The organism is Pseudomonas sp. F220 (assembly GCF_057813935.1).
This window is the reverse complement of the sequence record NZ_JBVASJ010000006.1, coordinates 126,990-143,661: the sequence shown is the minus strand read 5'-3', so window position 1 is coordinate 143,661 and position 16,672 is coordinate 126,990. Positions and strand designations below refer to the sequence as shown.

The following is a 16,672-nucleotide window of genomic DNA, read 5'->3' as shown; positions in this document are numbered from 1 at the left end:
CTCAGACTAGGCGTCGGCACAGCCTTTGGTTTCGGCTGCGCGCTTGTGGTTAAATACGGCGTCTTTTGCCCCGTGGCTTCCAACGGGGTGATCATCATAACAGGACGGCCACGCCCAAGACAGCGGCCGTCATAGGGACGCAAGCCGCCATGCAAGTGAAACACCTGCTGCTGATCGCCATCCTCGCATTGACTGCTGCTTGCTCATCGAAGGAAGTCGTCGACGAAAACCTGAGCGAGGTCGAGCTGTACCAGCAGGCACAGACCGACCTGGACAACCACAGCTACACCAGCGCCACAGCCAAGCTGAAGGCCCTGGAGTCGCGCTATCCATTCGGCCGCTATGCCGATCAGGCTCAACTTGAGCTGATCTATGCCAACTACAAAAACGCCGAGCCGGAAGCTGCAAAGTCCGCCGCTGAGCGTTTCATCCGGCTGCACCCGCAGCATCCAAACGTTGATTACGCGTACTACCTCAAGGGTTTGACCTCCTTTGACCAGGACGTCGGCCTGCTGGCGCGCTTCCTGCCGCTGGACATGACCAAGCGTGACCCGGGTGCCGCTCGAGATTCTTACAACGAATTCGCGCAGCTCACCAGTCGCTACCCGAACAGCCGCTACGCGCCGGACGCCAAACAGCGCATGATTTACCTGCGCAACCTGCTGGCCGCCTACGAGATCCACGTGGCCGACTACTACCTGACCCGTCAGGCCTATGTAGCCGCTGCCAACCGTGGTCGTTATGTGGTGGAGAACTTCCAGGAAACCCCTTCAGTCGGTGACGGTCTGGCGGTGATGGTCGAGTCCTACCAGCGCCTGCACCTGGACGATTTGGCCAATACCAGCCTGGAAACCCTGAAGCTCAACTACCCCAATCACCCGACGTTGGTGGATGGTCAGTTCGTGCCGCGGGTTGCCGAAGCAGACAACCGTTCGTGGATGAGCAAGGTGACCCTGGGTCTGATCGAATCCAGTCCACCGCTGCCGCCGGGCGAAACCCGCGCCAACCAGGACGTGATGAGGAAATACCAGGATGCCAAAGACGCGATCCCGTCCGATCTGAAGCCTAAAGATGAAAACGGCGACGCCGTCAAAGAAGAACAACACGAAGCGCAAGGCAACAACAGCGACCGTTCGTGGTTCAGCTACATGACCTTTGGTGTGTTCGACTGACACCAGCGTGGTGCCAAAAGGGAGACTTTCGAGTCTCCCTTTTTTATTGCGGCGATTTATTGCGCTGTGCGCTTGCCATGTCCTTGGCTAAACTGCCAAATCATTCGTCGAAAAGCTGGTCGCCATGGTTCGTTTACTGTTCTGGATCGCTCTGATTGCTGCTGCGGTATGGTTCTGGCGCAAGTTCAAGCGCCCGACTTCTGTGGCCAATACGCCCAGCGAGCAAAGTGCGCCGCCCATGGTCCGCTGCGCCCACTGTGGTGTGCATTTGCCGCGTGACCGGGCGCTAAGTCTTCAACAGCAGTGGTATTGCAGCCAGGCACACCTGGAGCAAGGCCCCGGTTCACGTGACCGCTGAGACCTTAAGTCCCTGCGGCAAACAAGCCCAGCGCTGCTGCGGCTCAGCGTTTGAATCTGTCGTTTCGCTCGATGCGGTATCACTTGAAGAAGCTGGGGCTGGATTGAGTGGCAACTTGTCGCCCGTTAAAAGATCGCAGCCTGCAGCAGCTCCTACAGGATTTGCATACCTCTGCAAATTTGCGGATGTACCCCGTCGGCGTAAGAGCTGCCGATGGTTCGGGCCGCGTTCGGACGATCTTTTAAAGACTTCAGTCGCTAAATGCGACCTGCCGGTGCATACGGTGCGGGATCAATGACCGGCTCACGGCCCAGCATCAAATCAGCGAACAACTGGCAGGAGGCCGGCGCCAACACAAGACCATTGCGGTAATGGCCACAATTGAGCCACAGCCCCTCAAAACCCGGAACACTACCGATATAGGGAATACCCTCCGGCGACCCCGGCCGTAGCCCGGCCCAATGCCCCACCACTTCAGCATCAGCCAGCGCCGGAATCAGCTCGATGGCCGAGGCCTTCAGGCTTTCCAGAGCGGACTGTGTGGGTGTCTTGTCAAAGCCTTCGTGCTCCAGCGTACTGCCGATCAACACATGTCCATCACGGCGAGGAATCGCATAACGACCCTTGGCCAGGACCATGCTCGAGAGAAAGTCCGACGCGCATTTGTAGAGGATCATCTGACCTTTTACTGGTTCGACCGGTAACTCCAGACCAAGGCTCTGCAGCAACTCGCCGCTCCAGGCGCCCGCCGACAGCACAACCTGATCCGCCAGAATCTCGCCCGCTGACGTATCCACACCCACCACACGCTCGCCCTTGCGAATAAAACCGCTGACCTCGCATTGCTCATGGATCGTGACATTCGGCAATGCCAACAACGCGGCCTTGAGCGACTTCACCAACCTCGGATTACGCACGTTGGCCACATCCGCCATGTAGATCGCCCGGGAGAATCCGGCGCCCAGCACGGGCACCGCATCGTGCGCGGCCGAGATATCCACCCTGCTCAGCGGGCGGTTTTCCCGCACGGCCCAGGCCAGCGCCTCGGCTTCGTCATCCAGATCAAGCCAGTACAGGCCAGTCTTGTGCACTTCAGGATCAACCCCCGTTGCCGCAAAAAGACGCTCGGCGAGCTGTGGATAGAAATCCTGTGACCAATGGGCCAACGCAGTGACCGCCGGGCTGTAGCGCCATGGGTACAACGGCGAAACAATCCCGCCGCCAGCCCAGGACGACTCCTGCCCCACATTCGAGCGATCCAGCAGGACCACACTCTGCACTTCAGAAGCCAGATTAAACGCCGTCAGCAGGCCAATAACCCCACCGCCGATAATCACCACTTGCTGTTGCTTGGCCATCTTTTGATCCAACAATAAAAAGGACTAAGGGCGCAAAGTGCGCCCGAAAAATGCACTCAACGACCCCAGCAATCTTTGGTGGTCAGGCCGGCAGTCGCATTGGCAATGGTTCTGAGGCCGGTATTGGTGATGGTGAAATCCCCACACTTGTCGTCCGCCATCATTGATCCGCTTTTACGTGCCGCCGTCAGCGAGAAAGTCTTATCGTCCAGCGTCGGAGTAATGGTGTAGTAGTCGTTACCCGCACTGAGTCCGGTGGCGTTGGTGTACACACTGCTCTTCGAATAGAACCGTTCCAGGTTTTGCGCCTGTTCGGAGAGCAACCCGGCGATTTCGGTGCGGTGAGCTTTCTTCAGGTATTCGGTAACGCCCGGGTAGCCGATGGTCACCACGATCCCGATGATCGCGATCACGATCATTATTTCGATCAGGGTAAAACCTTGGTTGAATTTGCGCATGCCTCAAATCTCACTTACTGTATTTGTCGCCACATGATCCGTCGGCTTGCGCCGCCCGGCTTTTCAACCAGCGTGGTAACGCCACCACTGGAGTCGTTCACTATCTTGCTGGTCGCACCGTTGACGATCGCGTTCAGTACTGGAATACCGCCAGTAAAGGTCACCCCACTGGACAGTATGTCCGTGCTGTCGATCCCCCCATCACCGTTGGTATCGAGTACTGCACAGTTGAGTATCTTACCGCTGAACGCATCCAGTTCGATCAGTTTACCGGCACCGAAGCTGGAACAGAGGTCGGTGGTATCCAGGCCGGCGCCGGGAAACACAATGCGCCCCGATACCTGACTGACCTGGATGCTATCGAACAACAGCATAACGTTGGGCGCCACGGCTGCAGCGCTCAACAGCGGTGAGTCCGAGGGCGTGAAGGCGTAAGTCGGCGCCGTCAGGTAAAGGCTCGATACCGCGCCGCAGAACAGCAGCAGCCAGCGCCGCCAGCGTGAGCGGGCCTCAGTACTTCGCATAAATACTCTCCAGCACGCTGCGCGAGGTACCTACCTGGGCTACCGCCGTGACCCGATACAAGGTCGCCGAGGTGTTGCTCGGTACATTCACGGCTGTCAGTGTGGTGCCGATGTTCTGCACCCCATAGAAGCCGTTACCGGCGGCGATCCAGTTCACCCCTGAGGAGGAATTGAGGCCGGCGGCGGCCACCACCGACGACTCGGCAGGCGGCGCGCATTGAGTACCCGCGCAAACTGTGAGCGAGTAGGCGTCCAGCTGCACCGCGCTTTCACCGATCCGCAATGCGGCTTCGGCCATTTGAAACGACTGATTGCGCAGGGTCACGCTGCCGGTCATTTTTTCCTGCAAGGTCGCGTTCTGCATCGACGAAATGCCGATCAGCGTCAGCAGCAAAAGAAACACCAGGCTGACCAGCAATGCCATACCGCGCTCGGACTTTACCGTCATTCGGGGAATACTCATCGGCACTCCACCTACATCAACCGGTTGCGCAAAGCAGCAACCACGTTATAGGTCTGATTGCGTACGCGGTTGTTCGGGTCCGCCAGGGTCAAGGTCAAGCGCACACTGCGTATACGCGCTGGATCGGACGGGTTGCTGGTGTAGCTGGAAGCGGCAATATCGGTGGCCGAACTGGCGACTCCGAAGGTCACCGAAAAAGCACTGACGTGGTCCACCAACACCTGACCAGCGTAGGTGCCAGCCCCCATCAACAATTGATTGTTGCGCAAGGTGTAGGTCAGCCGGCGGATAGGGAACGCCAACTGCCCGATCGGAGGCGTGTGGGTGTCGGAATAGGCCGTTGCGCTGTTTCGACAGTCGGAGATAACGGTCCAGGTCGGCTTACCGCCGTTATTGCCAACGTCGGCAGTCACCAGGGTCAGCTTGAGATTGGCGTTATCCCAGCTGATGGGCGTTACCGAGTTGGCAGCGAAGTCCGAGGCCGAGCTCAAGTCGGTGATCGACCCAAGGCAACCGAACATGCCGACCATACGGATTTCCTGGAGCATTTTGCTCAGGACGAAACGCGCATCCTCCTGCATGCTGGCTGATGCGTTCTGGCTGACGTAGGTGTTTTTCGCCGAAATGAAGATCTGCGCAGCACCCAATACCACGATCAGACTCAACGCCAGCGCCACCATCATCTCGATCAGACCGAAACCTTTGACGCTTCTGTTCATGGCGTCACCACAGGGTCGACGGCGACGCGACTGGTCAGCACAAAGGTCCGCTGGGGCACACCGCTCTGAGCGGGGCTGACCGCTCCAGCAGCCCGTGAATCGTCCCAATTGATGGTGATCGTGAACACTCGCTGGTTCACCGTAACGCTGCCGGTTGCCTTTGGACCGCCAAAAGCGACGATATTGGTGGTGAAGTCATAGAGATCCTGATCCCGAGCGACATTCAGGTTGCTCGAACCAGGAGGTGTGATGGTGTAATCGGCACCTGAGTTCGCCCGGATCCGGTCGAGCATGTCGTAGGCAATAAAACTGGCCTGGCTGGTCATCAGCGAACTGTCGGTGTACTTCAGCGCATTCAGCTGAACCGCCGCCGCCCCCAGCAGCCCGACACCGAGGATCATTACCGCAACCAATACTTCGATCAGTGTCATGCCGCCCTGTGCACGCTTGCCCGATCCCGTCATCCGCACTTTCCACCCAAAACAATTCGTCCATTCAGACACACATTGATCGTCCTTGTTTGCGCTCCCAACACATAATTCAAGACCACGGTTGTGGCAGGTGCCGACAACCCACCCAGATTGTTGAAATCGATGTTGGTTACGCCTGAGGTTAGTGTCAACGTGGCGCCGCTGCTCATGCCTGGCACAACCCGCAATACATTTGCAGGGTTGCCAGTACCGTCGTAAACCGACAGCTCCGCAGTCCAGGCGCCACCATCTGCGGTCGGCCTGATCCGCGTAGTGATACCCCGGTCAATTGCCTCCAAACGTGCGTAATTGAGCCCGTGCAGCAAATCAATGACCTCCGTATCGGCTTTAGCGCTCTGTGCCGACAGGGTAAACGCCGGAATGGCCATGGTGACCAGAATCACAAAAACCGCCAGCGTGACCATCAACTCGATCAGCGTAAAACCCTTTACGCGGTGGCGCATCGCAAGCTCCTCAACTGCCATCGTCTATAACTAGCGGTACAACCTAGGACATTCGACAACTGAATGTACGGTTGATTTGCCAAGCCCCGCACACGGATTGCGCACGCCCACACCATCTCCATGGAGGGAGACGTTATGCATCAGAAAGGTTTCAGCCTGATCGAACTGCTTATGGGAGTGGCGACCGCCGCCCTCCTCCTGCAACTTGTCAGCCCACCGTTCAGCGAGCTGCTCGAGTCGGTGCGCCGAGAGAATGCCGCGCAAATGCTCGCCAGCGGCATCCGCAACGCCCGCACCGAAGCCATCCTGCGCAACCAGACCGTCGTTATCCATGCAGTGGACGACGACTGGGGGCTGGGCTGGAAAATCATCCTGGATATCAGCGGCAAGGGTCATGAGGACAGCGATAACCCGGTGCTGCTTGAGCGCCAGGAGAGCGGACGGGTGACGATTGTCGGGAATGGACCGATGAAGACCTATGTTCGTTTCACCGGTTTAGGCGAAGCGTTGTGGCCAGGCGGCGCCTTTCGCGCCGGGACCGTACATGTTTGCGCCACGGACCAGGGCATTAGTCACCATCAAGTGGTGCTGGCCAAGACCGGTCGCATCAGCCTGCGCAGCGAAAAGGCCGAGCAGGAACTGTGCGCAGAGGGTGACACCTCAAAGCAACGAACGAACGCGTAGCTCTTTGGGCATGGAGAAGGTGATGTTTTCTTCGCGGCCGGCCAGCTCATCGGCGCCGGTTGCGCCCCAGGCCTGCAATTGCTGAATCACGCCACGCACCAGCACTTCCGGGGCCGAAGCGCCGGCGGTGATGCCGATCCGCTCGACGCCGTCGAACCAGCTGAGCTGCAGGTCTTCAGCACCATCGATCAAATAGGCCGGGGTGGCCATGCGCTCGGCCAGCTCGCGCAGGCGGTTGGAGTTTGAGCTGTTGGGGCTACCGACCACCAACACCACATCGCACTCATCCGCCAGTTGCTTGACCGCGTCCTGACGGTTTTGCGTGGCGTAGCAGATGTCGTCCTTGCGCGGACCGCCAATCGCCGGGAAGCGACTGCGCAGTGCGTCGATGACACGACTGGTGTCGTCCATCGACAAGGTGGTCTGAGTCACGAACGCCAGTTTCTCGGGATTGCGCACTTGCAACGCGGCGACGTCTTTTTCATCTTCGACCAGGTAGATCGCCCCGCCACTGCTGCCGTCGTACTGGCCCATGGTGCCTTCGACTTCCGGGTGACCGGCATGGCCGATGAGAATACATTCGCGACCGTCGCGGCTGTAACGCGCGACTTCGATGTGAACCTTGGTTACCAACGGACAGGTCGCATCGAAAACTTTCAGGCCACGGCCCGCCGCTTCGGTACGCACGGCCTGGGAAACACCGTGGGCGCTGAAGATCACGATGACATCGTCCGGCACCTGATCCAGCTCTTCGACGAAGATTGCTCCGCGAGCACGCAGGTCTTCGACGACAAATTTGTTGTGGACCACTTCGTGGCGCACATAAATCGGCGGCCCGAAGACTTCCAGGGCGCGATTGACGATTTCGATCGCCCGGTCTACACCGGCGCAGAAGCCACGGGGGTTGGCGAGTTTGATTTGCATACTGTGCCTCGTGGCTTACGCGCAAAAAATAATAATGCCTGCCTGCTAATCGAACGCGAGGTTCGAAAACAGCGCAGATTCAGTGTGGGAGCGGGCTTGCTCGCGAAGGCTGCTAAACGTCCGACAAAAATGTTGGCTGTTACACCGCTTTCGCGAGCAAGCCCGCTCCCACACTAGACCGCATTCGGTCAGTTACAGTGCTTTGACGTCGATGATCTCAACGTCGAAGGTCAACGTCTTACCCGCCAGCGGGTGGTTGAAGTCGATGGTCACCTGGGCGTCGTCGAACGCTTTGACCACGCCAGGCAGCTCGGTATTCGCCGCATCATTGAAGATCACCAACAGGCCTTCGGACAGCTCCATATCCTTGAACTGCGAACGCGGGATGATCTGCACGTTTTGCGGATTTGGCTGACCGAAAGCATTTTCCGGCAGGATCTGCAGGTTGCGCTTGTCGCCAGCCTTGAAGCCGAACAATGCCACTTCGAAACCCGGCAGCAGGTTGCCGTCACCGACCTTGAAGGTCGCTGGAGCCTTGTCAAAGGTACTGTCGACGGTGTCGCCGTTCTCCAGGCGCAATGCAAAATGCAAGGTGACTTCCGTGTTCTGGCCAATGCGTTGCTCAGCCAATAACTGTTCAGTCATGAACGGCTTCTCCAGTCTTTTTACTTTTGAACATATCCAGCGCCAGCATCACTGCCCCGACGCTGATGGCGCTGTCGGCAAAGTTGAACGCAGGGAAATACCAGCGGTTCTGCCAATGCACCAGAATGAAATCGATCACATGGCCCAAGGCAATGCGGTCATACAGGTTGCCCAGAGCACCGCCAAGCACCAGTGCCAGCGCGATCGCCAGCCAGGTTTCATTGCGCCCCAGACGCTTGAGCCAGACCACCAGCACCGCACTGACCACAATCGCAATCAGGGCGAACAACCAGCGCTGCCAGCCGGAGCTGTCAGCCAGAAAGCTGAACGCAGCACCGGTGTTGTAGGCCAACGTCCAGCTGAAGTAATCCGGGATTACCACAATTTGCTGGTACATCGTCAGCGAGCCTTCGAAGTAGAACTTGCTGGCCTGATCAATGACCAGTACCAGCACGCTCAACCAGAGCCAGCTCAGCCGTCCGAAACGGCTAGCAGCGTTAGGCATAGTGACGAACCTCGCCAGCGCCGCTGATGTTGTCGACGCAGCGACCGCAGATTTCCGGATGCTCAGGATTGATCCCGACGTCCTCGCGGCAATGCCAGCAACGGGCGCACTTGGCGAAAGCGGACTTGACCACTTTCAGCTTGAGGCCAGCCACTTCGGTTTCCACCGCATCAGCCGGCGCTTGCACGAAGGGTGCAACGCTGGCGGTCGAGGTAATCAAGACGAAGCGCAGTTCGTTGCTCAGCTTGGCCAAGTCGGCCGCCAGCGATTCTTCGGCGAACAGTGTCACTTCAGCCTGCAGGTTGCCACCGACGGCCTTGGCCGCACGCTGGATTTCCATTTCCTTGTTGACGGCGACCTTGACCGCCATGATCCGCTCCCAGTAGGCGCGGTCCAGCTCGATGCCTTCTGGCAACTCGCTGAGGCCTTCGTACCAGGTGTTGAGCATGACCGATTCGTTACGCTCGCCCGGCAGGTACTGCCACAACTCGTCGGCGGTGAAGGCCAGGATCGGTGCGATCCAGCGTACCAGCGCTTCGGAGATATGGAACAGCGCGGTCTGGCAGGAACGCCGGGCCTTGCTGTCGGTGCCAGTGGTGTACTGACGGTCCTTGATGATGTCCAGGTAGAAACCGCCCAACTCCTGCACGCAGAAGTTGTGCACCTTGGAATAGACGTTCCAGAAACGGTATTCGCCGTAGTGCTCTTGCAACTCGCGTTGCAGCAACAGCGTGCGATCCACCGCCCAACGGTCCAGCGCGAGCATTTCTTCAGCCGGCAGGATGTCGGTGGCCGGGTTGAAACCGCTCAGGTTGGAAAGCAGGAAGCGCGCGGTGTTACGGATCCGCCGGTAGGCGTCCGCACTGCGTTGCAGGATCTGCTCGGAAACCGCGATCTCTCCCGAGTAGTCGGTGGACGCGACCCACAGACGCATGATGTCGGCGCCCAGGGTGTCGTTGACTTTCTGCGGCGCGATCACGTTGCCCAAGGACTTGGACATTTTGCGGCCGCTCTCATCGACGGTGAAGCCGTGAGTCAGCAACTCGCGGTACGGCGCGTGGTTGTCGATGGCGCAACCGGTCAACAGCGACGAGTGGAACCAGCCACGGTGTTGGTCGGAGCCTTCCAGGTACAGATCGGCACGCGGGCCGGTCTCATGACCCATCGGGTGCGAACCGCGCAGCACGTGCCAGTGAGTGGTGCCCGAGTCGAACCAGACGTCGAGGGTATCGCTGATCTTGTCGTAGAGCGGCGCTTCGTCACCGAGCAGCTCGGCAGCATCCATCTTGAACCAGGCTTCGATGCCTTCGACTTCGACGCGCTTGGCCACTTCTTCCATCAGCTCGACGGTGCGCGGGTGCAATTCACCGCTTTCCTTGTTCAGGAAGAACGGGATCGGCACGCCCCAGTTACGCTGACGGGAGATGCACCAGTCCGGACGATTGGCGATCATCGAGTGCAGGCGTGCCTGGCCCCAGGCGGGTATGAACGCGGTCTCTTCGATAGCCTTGATCGCACGTTTGCGCAGGGTCTCGCCGGTGGCTGGCTCTTTGTCCATGCCGACGAACCACTGCGCGGTGGCGCGGTAGATCAGCGGAGTCTTGTGGCGCCAGCAGTGCATGTAGCTGTGGCTGATGGTTTCGGTGTGCAGCAATGCACCGACTTCAGCGAGTTTGTCGACGATAGCCGGGTTGGCTTTCCAGATGAACTGGCCACCAAAGAACTCCAGCGAGGTGGCGTACACGCCGTTGCTCTGCACCGGAGTGAGGATGTCGTCGTTGACCATGCCGTAACGCTTGCAGGTCACAAAGTCATCTTCGCCGTAGGCTGGAGCTGAGTGAACCACGCCAGTACCGGCGCCCAGTTCGACGTACTCAGCCAGGTAAACCGGTGACAGACGATCGTAGAACGGGTGACGGAAATTGATCAGTTCCAGCGCCGCGCCTGGAGCGGTGGCGATCACCGAGCCTTCCAGGTTGTAGCGAACCAGACAGGATTCGACCAGCTCTTCAGCCAGCACCAGCAGTTTGTCGCCGACATCGACCAGGGCGTAGTTGAACTCTGGGTGAACGTTCAGTGCCTGGTTGGCCGGGATGGTCCACGGGGTGGTGGTCCAGATCACGATCGAAGCAGGTTTGCTCAGCGCAGCCAGACCGAAAGCGGCCGCCAGTTTGGCTTCGTCAGCGATCGGGAAGGCCACGTCGATGGTCGAGGATTTTTTGTCCTGGTATTCGACTTCCGCTTCAGCCAACGCCGAGCCGCAGTCAAAGCACCAGTTCACAGGCTTGAGGCCCTTGAATACGAAACCGCCCTTGACCATTTCTGCCAGCGCGCGGATTTCGCCGGCTTCGTTGGCGAAATTCATGGTTTTGTACGGGTTGGCGAAGTCGCCAAGCACGCCGAGGCGGATGAATTCGGTCTTCTGCCCTTCGATCTGCTCAGTGGCATAGGCACGGCACAGCTCGCGGGTTTCGTCAGCAGACAGGTTTTTGCCGTGAGTCACTTCGATTTTGTGTTCGATCGGCAGACCGTGGCAGTCCCAGCCCGGAACATAAGGCGCGTCGAAACCCGAAAGGGTTTTCGAGCGGATGATCATGTCCTTGAGAATTTTGTTCAGCGCATGACCGATGTGAATAGTGCCATTGGCGTACGGAGGACCATCGTGCAGAACGAACTTCGGACGATCCTTACCAATCTCACGCAACTTCTGGTACAGGCCAATGCTGTCCCAGCGCTGCAGAATCTGCGGTTCGCGCTGAGGCAGGCCGGCCTTCATTGGGAAGGCGGTGTCCGGAAGGTTTAGCGTGGCTTTATAGTCGGTCATTTAAGGCTCTTCATTAGCGATTGGCGCTAGGTGCGGCATAGGCACGGGCGGCGGCGACATCCGCATTGATCGCCGTCTTAAGCGCCTCCAGAGAGGCGAAACGCTGCTCTTCGCGCAGCTTGTGGTGGAAAACCACCGTCAAACGCCGGTCATACAGATCGCCGGCAAAATCTAAAAGATGGACTTCCAGGTGGGCTTTGCCATCACCTGCAACCGTTGGCCGAACGCCGATATTGGCGACTCCAGGCCAAGGTTGACCGTCGATCTCGACACTTACCAGATAAACCCCGGTCAGCGGCACACGACGGCGTTTGAGTTGCACGTTGGCCGTTGGCGTGCCCAATTGGCGCGCCAGCTTCTGCCCGTGCAGTATCCGCCCGGCAATCTGGAACGGACGACCGAGCAATCGCTCGGCCAAAGCAAAATCCGCAGCGGCCAAGGCATTACGCACCTGGGTGCTGCTGACACGTATACCGTCCAGTTCGACGGTCTGTGCCGCTTCGACGGTAAAACCTTGAACGATCCCGGCCTGCTGCAGGAAATCGAAATCTCCTATCCGGTCGCAGCCGAAGCGGAAGTCGTCACCGACCTCCAGATGCTGCACTCCGAGGCCATCGACCAGAATGGTATCGACGAACTCGGCAGCGCTGAGCTTGCTCAACCGCTGGTTGAAGGCCAGGCACAAGACCCGGTCGACACCCTCCTCGGCCAGCAACTGCAGCTTGTCGCGCAATCGAGCCAGTCGGGCCGGAGCCGTGTCAGGCGCGAAGAACTCACGCGGCTGCGGCTCGAAAATCACCACGCAGCTGGGCACGCCCAACTCAAGCGCACGTTCACGCAGCCGAGCCAGGATAGCCTGGTGACCACGGTGAACACCGTCAAAGTTGCCAATAGTGGCGACACAGCCCCGATGCTGGGGGCGCAAATTGTGGAGGCCTCGAACCAGCTGCATAACGCGCTTCTTGCTCATAAAGTGGTCGATTATAACCACACCCGGCGGCCGACGACAGGCAACACCGTAACCCAAAGTGATCGAATCGATAAAACCGACGTTTAACCCGCGTTTATCCGTGAAAAGTCTTTAGCTCAACGCCTTGCGATCGAAATCCTTCAGACGGAAGCCCATCAGCGCCAGCATGCCGAAATATGCCACTACTCCCGCCACTACTAAAGCCCCCAAACGCAGGAAACGTTCCAGCATATGCCCCTGATCCCAGGCCGGCATGAACTGCATCAAGCCCAGTAATACCGCGGACATTACCGCCACCGCGACCACTAGTTTCAGGCCAAACTTTCCCCAGCCCGGTTGCGGCTGAAACATTTGCTGCTTGCGCAGTTGATAAAACAGCAGACCGGCATTGATGCAGGCGCCGACGCTGATTGCCAACGCCAGGCCCGCATGTTTCAGCGGCCCGATAAAGGCAAGGTTGAGCAGCTGCGTGACGATCAGCGTGAAGATGGCGATTTTGACCGGCGTGCGAATGTTCTGCTGCGCATAAAAGCCGGGAGCCAGCACTTTGATCACAATGATGCCTAGCAGGCCTACTGAGTAAGCGATCAACGCTCGCTGGGTCATGGAAGCGTCAAACGCGCTGAATTGACCGTATTGGAACAGCGAAACGGTCAGCGGCTCGGCCAGAATCCCCAACGCCAGAGAGCATGGCAGCACCAGCATGAAACACAGGCGCAAGCCCCAATCGAGAATCCGTGAGTATTCATGGCGATCCTTGCTGGCGTAGGTCTTGGCCAACGTCGGCAACAGAATCGTCCCCAACGCCACGCCCAGCACGCCGGACGGCAGCTCCATCAAACGGTCGGCGTAATACATCCAGGACACCGAGCCCGCCACCAGGAATGAGGCGAAAATGGTGTTGATGATCAACGAAATCTGGCTGACCGAAACCCCAAGGATCGCCGGCAGCATCTGCTTCATCACCCGCCAGACGCCGGTATCACGCAGGTCCAGGCGCGGCAACACCAGCATGCCGATCTTCTTCAAGTGCGGCAGTTGGTACAGCAACTGCGCCAGCCCACCGGCCAATACTGCCCAGCCTAACGCCATGACTGGCGGATCGAAGTAAGGCGTCAGGAACACTGCAAAAATGATCATGCTGACGTTGAGCAGGGTCGGCACAAAGGCCGGCACAGAGAAACGGTTCCAGGTATTGAGGATCGCCCCGGCCAGCGAAGACAGGGAGATCAGTAATATATAAGGAAAGGTCACCCGCAGCAGATCGGACGTCAGCGCGAATTTTTCCGGCGTATTGGCAAAACCCGGCGCAGTTGCCCAGATGACCCAAGGCGCAGCCAGCATCCCCGCTATCGTGACCAGGGCCAGAACCAGCGTCAGCAAACCCGAGACATACGCAATGAAAGTGCGCGTCGCTTCCTCGCCCTGCTGGCTTTTATATTCCGCCAGAATCGGTACGAAGGCCTGGGAAAACGCTCCCTCGGCAAAGATCCGCCGCAGCAGATTGGGCAGCTTAAACGCAATAAAGAACGCATCCGTGGCCATCCCTGCGCCAAATGCGCGCGCAATAATGGTGTCACGCACAAACCCCAAAACCCGGGAAAGCATCGTGATAGAGCTGACGGCGGCCAACGACTTGAGCAGATTCATTGAAAGAGTTTTTGCCTGTAGAGAAAGAGCAGGCGAACAAAGCGCCCACATATGCGATACTCCGCGCCGCAACAGCACAACAGCACAGAGCCAAAGCTCGCGAGTTTACAGGTCGCACGCCGGAAAGAAATATCCCGGCGTTCCGCATCTACCACTCAGCGGAACGCATCACCCGCCCTTGACAAGACTTCAACTCATCGGCATGATTCGCGGCCTATTTTGTTTGCTATTTCCCAAAAAGTCTTTCGAGGAGCTCGACGGTGGCCAACACACCTTCCGCCAAAAAACGTGCAAAACAGGCTGAGAAGCGTCGCAGCCACAACGCCAGCCTGCGTTCCATGGTTCGTACCTACATCAAGAATGTAGTTAAAGCCATTGACGCAAAAGACGCTGAAAAAGCGCAAGCTGCTTACGTTCTGGCCGTGCCAGTTATCGACCGTATGGCCGATAAAGGCATCATCCACAAGAACAAAGCTGCTCGCCATAAGAGCCGCTTGAATGGCCACGTCAAGGCTCTGAACCTTGCCGTTGCAGCCTAAGCGACACGCTTGTTAAAAAACCGACCCTAGGGTCGGTTTTTTATTGCCTGCGATTTAACAAACGCCGCACAAAAAAAATGTGGGAGCGAGCCTGCTCGCGATAGCGGAGTGACATTCAGCATCTATGCTGGCTGGATGTCCGCAATCGCGAGCAGGCTCGCTCCCACCTTTGGATCTTCGTTAATTTATTGAGCGTGCGTCCACGGCAGGATCGGGATCGCGGTCACCGCATTCTGTGGACTGCCCTCGATCAGGCGATCGCTATAGACCAGATACACCAGCGTATTGCGCTTCTTGTCGAGGAACCGCACCACCTGCATGGTCTTGAACACCAACGAGGTGCGCTCCTTGAACACCTCTTCGCCATCCTTCAGCTCACCCTTGAAGCTGATCGGCCCGACCTGACGACAAGCGATAGACGCCTCGGCACGATCTTCAGCCAGACCCAACCCACCTTTCACGCCACCAGTCTTGGCCCGCGAGAGGTAACAGGTGACACCCTCAACCTTCGGATCATCGAACGCCTCGACGATAATGCGATCATTTGGCCCGACAAACTTGAACACCGTGGAAACCCGACCAATCTCCTCGGCCGAAGCCAGCAGCGGCAAAGCCAACAGTAAGCCCAACAATCCTTTTGCTACGCGCATTCAGGTTTTCCTTACGCCAATCAAATCGCTTTTCAAACAAGGATCAGGTTATCGCGATGAACCAGCTCGGGCTCCGCCATATAACCCAACAGACCGACAATCGCTTCAGACGACTGACCGATGATCTTTTGCGCTTCCAGAGCACTGTAGTTGGCCAGACCACGGGCAATCTCACGACCATCCGGCGCCACACAGACAACCATTTCGCCACGACGGAAACTGCCCTGGACCAACTTGACGCCAACCGGCAGCAAGCTCTTGTTGCCCTGAGACAGCGCCGCGACCGCACCCGCATCTAGAACCAGCGTGCCGCGGGTCTGCAAATGCCCAGCCAGCCACTGCTTGCGCGCCGCCAGCATGCCGCGCTCAGGCGACAACAACGTGCCGATGCGCTCGCCAGCTTTTAGCCGATCCAGCACCCGCTCCAGGCGCCCACCCACGATGATCGTGTGAGCACCAGAACGAGCAGCCAGACGCGCCGCGCGCAGCTTGGTCTGCATGCCACCACGACCAAGCGCACCACCGGTGCCACCCGCCACCGCATCGAGGGCCGGGTCGTCAGCTCGCGCTTCGTAGATCAGTTGAGCATTGGGGTTATTGCGTGGGTCCGCATCGAACATGCCGTCGCGATCCGTGAGAATCACCAGCAAATCAGCCTCGACCAGGTTGGCCACCAACGCCGCCAGCGTGTCGTTATCACCGAAACGGATTTCGTCGGTCACCACAGTGTCGTTTTCGTTGATGACCGGGATCACCTTAAGCTCGACCAGCGCGCGCAAGGTGCTACGGGCATTGAGGTAGCGTTTGCGATCAGACAGGTCGTCATGGGTCAGCAGGATCTGCGCAGTGTGCCGGCCATGCTCGGCAAAGCTCGACTCCCAGGCCTGCACCAGCCCCATCTGGCCGATGGCCGCGGCAGCCTGCAACTCATGCATGGCACTCGGTCGCACAGTCCAGCCCAGACGACTCATACCGGCCGCTACCGCACCAGAGGAAACCAGCACCAGCTCGACACCAGCCTCATGCAAAGCCACCATCTGTTCGACCCAGACACCCATTGCCGCGCGATCCAGCCCCTTGCCGTCCGCCGTCAGCAAAGCGCTGCCGATCTTCACGACCCAGCGCCGCGCACCTGCCACCTTGCTCCGCATCTTCTTCAACCTATGCCGACGAGTGACGCGACCCAGCGCCACCCATGAGATTATTCGTATTCTTGCGTTTTGCAGATACCAAAACGCCGCTCAATGAGCGGCGCCTTGGAAACCGGCTTGCGGACGATGATAACACCGCGCCCA

18 protein-coding genes and 1 pseudogene are annotated in these 16,672 nt (G+C 58.5%); 4 read left to right on the top strand and 15 right to left on the bottom strand.

The annotated features are described in order from the left end of the window. Positions 1 to 149 precede the first annotated feature (149 nt). Together ACZYSM_RS08495 and ACZYSM_RS08490 are read left to right on the top strand one after the other, a co-directional pair. Entirely contained in the window at positions 150 to 1,172 is a 1,023-nt protein-coding gene (locus ACZYSM_RS08495; protein ID WP_489070715.1) for an outer membrane protein assembly factor BamD, read from the top strand. A 124-nt stretch (positions 1,173 to 1,296) separates the two neighbouring features. Next, the gene (locus ACZYSM_RS08490) at positions 1,297 to 1,530 is read left to right on the top strand and encodes a PP0621 family protein (RefSeq protein ID WP_489070713.1); all 234 of its coding nucleotides are present in this window, start codon (positions 1,297 to 1,299) and stop codon (positions 1,528 to 1,530) included. A gap of 257 nt (positions 1,531 to 1,787) precedes the next feature. Here ACZYSM_RS08490 and thiO read toward each other — a convergent pair whose 3' ends face one another. From thiO to ACZYSM_RS08455, 7 genes and pseudogenes are all read right to left on the bottom strand, one after another. Beyond that, positions 1,788 to 2,888, bottom strand: a complete 1,101-nt coding sequence (gene thiO, locus ACZYSM_RS08485; RefSeq protein WP_489070711.1) for a glycine oxidase ThiO — start codon at positions 2,886 to 2,888, stop codon at positions 1,788 to 1,790. A 56-nt stretch (positions 2,889 to 2,944) separates the two neighbouring features. Then, a complete protein-coding gene (locus ACZYSM_RS08480) occupies positions 2,945 to 3,346 on the bottom strand; it encodes a type IV pilin protein (RefSeq protein ID WP_489070709.1) in 402 nt (133 codons plus the stop codon). 14 nt (positions 3,347 to 3,360) lie between these two features. After that, positions 3,361 to 3,699 (bottom strand): annotated as a pseudogene (locus ACZYSM_RS08475) (pilus assembly protein); the annotation flags it as partial. 157 nt (positions 3,700 to 3,856) lie between these two features. Beyond that, positions 3,857 to 4,333, bottom strand: a complete 477-nt coding sequence (locus ACZYSM_RS08470; protein ID WP_489070707.1) for a pilus assembly PilX family protein — start codon at positions 4,331 to 4,333, stop codon at positions 3,857 to 3,859. An 11-nt stretch (positions 4,334 to 4,344) separates the two neighbouring features. Then, positions 4,345 to 5,052, bottom strand: coding sequence for a PilW family protein (locus ACZYSM_RS08465; protein WP_489070705.1), 708 nt, complete (start codon positions 5,050 to 5,052; stop codon positions 4,345 to 4,347). Then, positions 5,049 to 5,516 carry a type IV pilus modification protein PilV gene (gene pilV / locus ACZYSM_RS08460; protein WP_489070703.1) on the bottom strand — a complete coding sequence of 156 codons (468 nt, stop codon included), beginning with the start codon at positions 5,514 to 5,516 and terminating at the stop codon, positions 5,049 to 5,051. Before pilV ends, ACZYSM_RS08465 begins: the two co-directional genes overlap by 4 nt. Next, complete coding sequence (locus ACZYSM_RS08455; RefSeq protein ID WP_489070701.1) at positions 5,513 to 5,986, bottom strand: GspH/FimT family pseudopilin; 474 nt, start codon at positions 5,984 to 5,986, stop codon at positions 5,513 to 5,515. Before ACZYSM_RS08455 ends, pilV begins: the two co-directional genes overlap by 4 nt. A 135-nt stretch (positions 5,987 to 6,121) precedes the next feature. Between ACZYSM_RS08455 and ACZYSM_RS08450 the strand changes: the two genes are divergently transcribed. After that, positions 6,122 to 6,670 carry a GspH/FimT family pseudopilin gene (locus tag ACZYSM_RS08450; protein ID WP_489070699.1) on the top strand — a complete coding sequence of 183 codons (549 nt, stop codon included), beginning with the start codon at positions 6,122 to 6,124 and terminating at the stop codon, positions 6,668 to 6,670. Here the strand turns inward: ACZYSM_RS08450 and ispH are convergent. The 6 genes from ispH to murJ form a co-directional block, all read right to left on the bottom strand. Then, positions 6,647 to 7,594, bottom strand: a complete 948-nt coding sequence (gene ispH / locus ACZYSM_RS08445) for a 4-hydroxy-3-methylbut-2-enyl diphosphate reductase (protein ID WP_489070697.1) — start codon at positions 7,592 to 7,594, stop codon at positions 6,647 to 6,649. The two genes, ACZYSM_RS08450 and ispH, sit on opposite strands and share 24 nt — an antisense overlap. 192 nt (positions 7,595 to 7,786) lie before the next feature. After that, positions 7,787 to 8,224, bottom strand: coding sequence for an FKBP-type peptidyl-prolyl cis-trans isomerase (locus tag ACZYSM_RS08440; protein ID WP_489070842.1), 438 nt, complete (start codon positions 8,222 to 8,224; stop codon positions 7,787 to 7,789). Between the two features lie 7 nt (positions 8,225 to 8,231). Beyond that, positions 8,232 to 8,744: a signal peptidase II gene (gene lspA / locus ACZYSM_RS08435; protein WP_489070695.1), complete on the bottom strand. Its 513-nt coding sequence runs from the start codon at positions 8,742 to 8,744 to the stop codon at positions 8,232 to 8,234. Further along, positions 8,737 to 11,568: an isoleucine--tRNA ligase gene (ileS, locus tag ACZYSM_RS08430; protein ID WP_489070693.1), complete on the bottom strand. Its 2,832-nt coding sequence runs from the start codon at positions 11,566 to 11,568 to the stop codon at positions 8,737 to 8,739. Before ileS ends, lspA begins: the two co-directional genes overlap by 8 nt. Positions 11,569 to 11,581: 13 nt before the next feature. Next, a complete protein-coding gene (ribF, locus tag ACZYSM_RS08425; protein WP_489070691.1) occupies positions 11,582 to 12,520 on the bottom strand; it encodes a bifunctional riboflavin kinase/FAD synthetase in 939 nt (312 codons plus the stop codon). Positions 12,521 to 12,649: 129 nt separating this feature from the next. Next, a complete protein-coding gene (murJ, locus tag ACZYSM_RS08420; protein ID WP_489070689.1) occupies positions 12,650 to 14,188 on the bottom strand; it encodes a murein biosynthesis integral membrane protein MurJ in 1,539 nt (512 codons plus the stop codon). 260 nt (positions 14,189 to 14,448) lie between these two features. Here murJ and rpsT point away from each other — a divergent pair, with 260 nt between their 5' ends. Beyond that, a complete protein-coding gene (gene rpsT / locus ACZYSM_RS08415) occupies positions 14,449 to 14,727 on the top strand; it encodes a 30S ribosomal protein S20 (RefSeq protein ID WP_008154937.1) in 279 nt (92 codons plus the stop codon). A 185-nt stretch (positions 14,728 to 14,912) separates the two neighbouring features. On the opposite strand, the gene ACZYSM_RS08410 is transcribed toward rpsT, so the two are convergent. Further along, positions 14,913 to 15,377, bottom strand: coding sequence for a CreA family protein (locus tag ACZYSM_RS08410; protein WP_489070686.1), 465 nt, complete (start codon positions 15,375 to 15,377; stop codon positions 14,913 to 14,915). A gap of 32 nt (positions 15,378 to 15,409) precedes the next feature. After that, positions 15,410 to 16,528 (bottom strand): glutamate 5-kinase, encoded by a 1,119-nt coding sequence (gene proB / locus ACZYSM_RS08405; protein WP_489070684.1) that lies wholly within the window; start codon positions 16,526 to 16,528, stop codon positions 15,410 to 15,412. Positions 16,529 to 16,672: the final 144 nt, after the last annotated feature.

Coding starts and splice junctions, on each gene's coding strand:
- ACZYSM_RS08465 (WP_489070705.1), bottom strand. CDS start 5,052: ATGAACAGAAGCGTCAAAGGTTTCGGTCTGATCGAGATGATGGTGGCG.
- lspA (WP_489070695.1), bottom strand. CDS start 8,744: ATGCCTAACGCTGCTAGCCGTTTCGGACGGCTGAGCTGGCTCTGGTTG.
- ribF (WP_489070691.1), bottom strand. CDS start 12,520: ATGCAGCTGGTTCGAGGCCTCCACAATTTGCGCCCCCAGCATCGGGGC.
- ACZYSM_RS08470 (WP_489070707.1), bottom strand. CDS start 4,333: ATGAGTATTCCCCGAATGACGGTAAAGTCCGAGCGCGGTATGGCATTG.
- ACZYSM_RS08495 (WP_489070715.1), top strand. CDS start 150: ATGCAAGTGAAACACCTGCTGCTGATCGCCATCCTCGCATTGACTGCT.
- proB (WP_489070684.1), bottom strand. CDS start 16,528: ATGCGGAGCAAGGTGGCAGGTGCGCGGCGCTGGGTCGTGAAGATCGGC.
- ileS (WP_489070693.1), bottom strand. CDS start 11,568: ATGACCGACTATAAAGCCACGCTAAACCTTCCGGACACCGCCTTCCCA.
- ACZYSM_RS08490 (WP_489070713.1), top strand. CDS start 1,297: ATGGTTCGTTTACTGTTCTGGATCGCTCTGATTGCTGCTGCGGTATGG.
- ACZYSM_RS08450 (WP_489070699.1), top strand. CDS start 6,122: ATGCATCAGAAAGGTTTCAGCCTGATCGAACTGCTTATGGGAGTGGCG.
- thiO (WP_489070711.1), bottom strand. CDS start 2,888: ATGGCCAAGCAACAGCAAGTGGTGATTATCGGCGGTGGGGTTATTGGC.
- pilV (WP_489070703.1), bottom strand. CDS start 5,516: ATGACGGGATCGGGCAAGCGTGCACAGGGCGGCATGACACTGATCGAA.
- murJ (WP_489070689.1), bottom strand. CDS start 14,188: ATGAATCTGCTCAAGTCGTTGGCCGCCGTCAGCTCTATCACGATGCTT.
- ACZYSM_RS08480 (WP_489070709.1), bottom strand. CDS start 3,346: ATGCGCAAATTCAACCAAGGTTTTACCCTGATCGAAATAATGATCGTG.
- ispH (WP_489070697.1), bottom strand. CDS start 7,594: ATGCAAATCAAACTCGCCAACCCCCGTGGCTTCTGCGCCGGTGTAGAC.
- ACZYSM_RS08410 (WP_489070686.1), bottom strand. CDS start 15,377: ATGCGCGTAGCAAAAGGATTGTTGGGCTTACTGTTGGCTTTGCCGCTG.
- ACZYSM_RS08455 (WP_489070701.1), bottom strand. CDS start 5,986: ATGCGCCACCGCGTAAAGGGTTTTACGCTGATCGAGTTGATGGTCACG.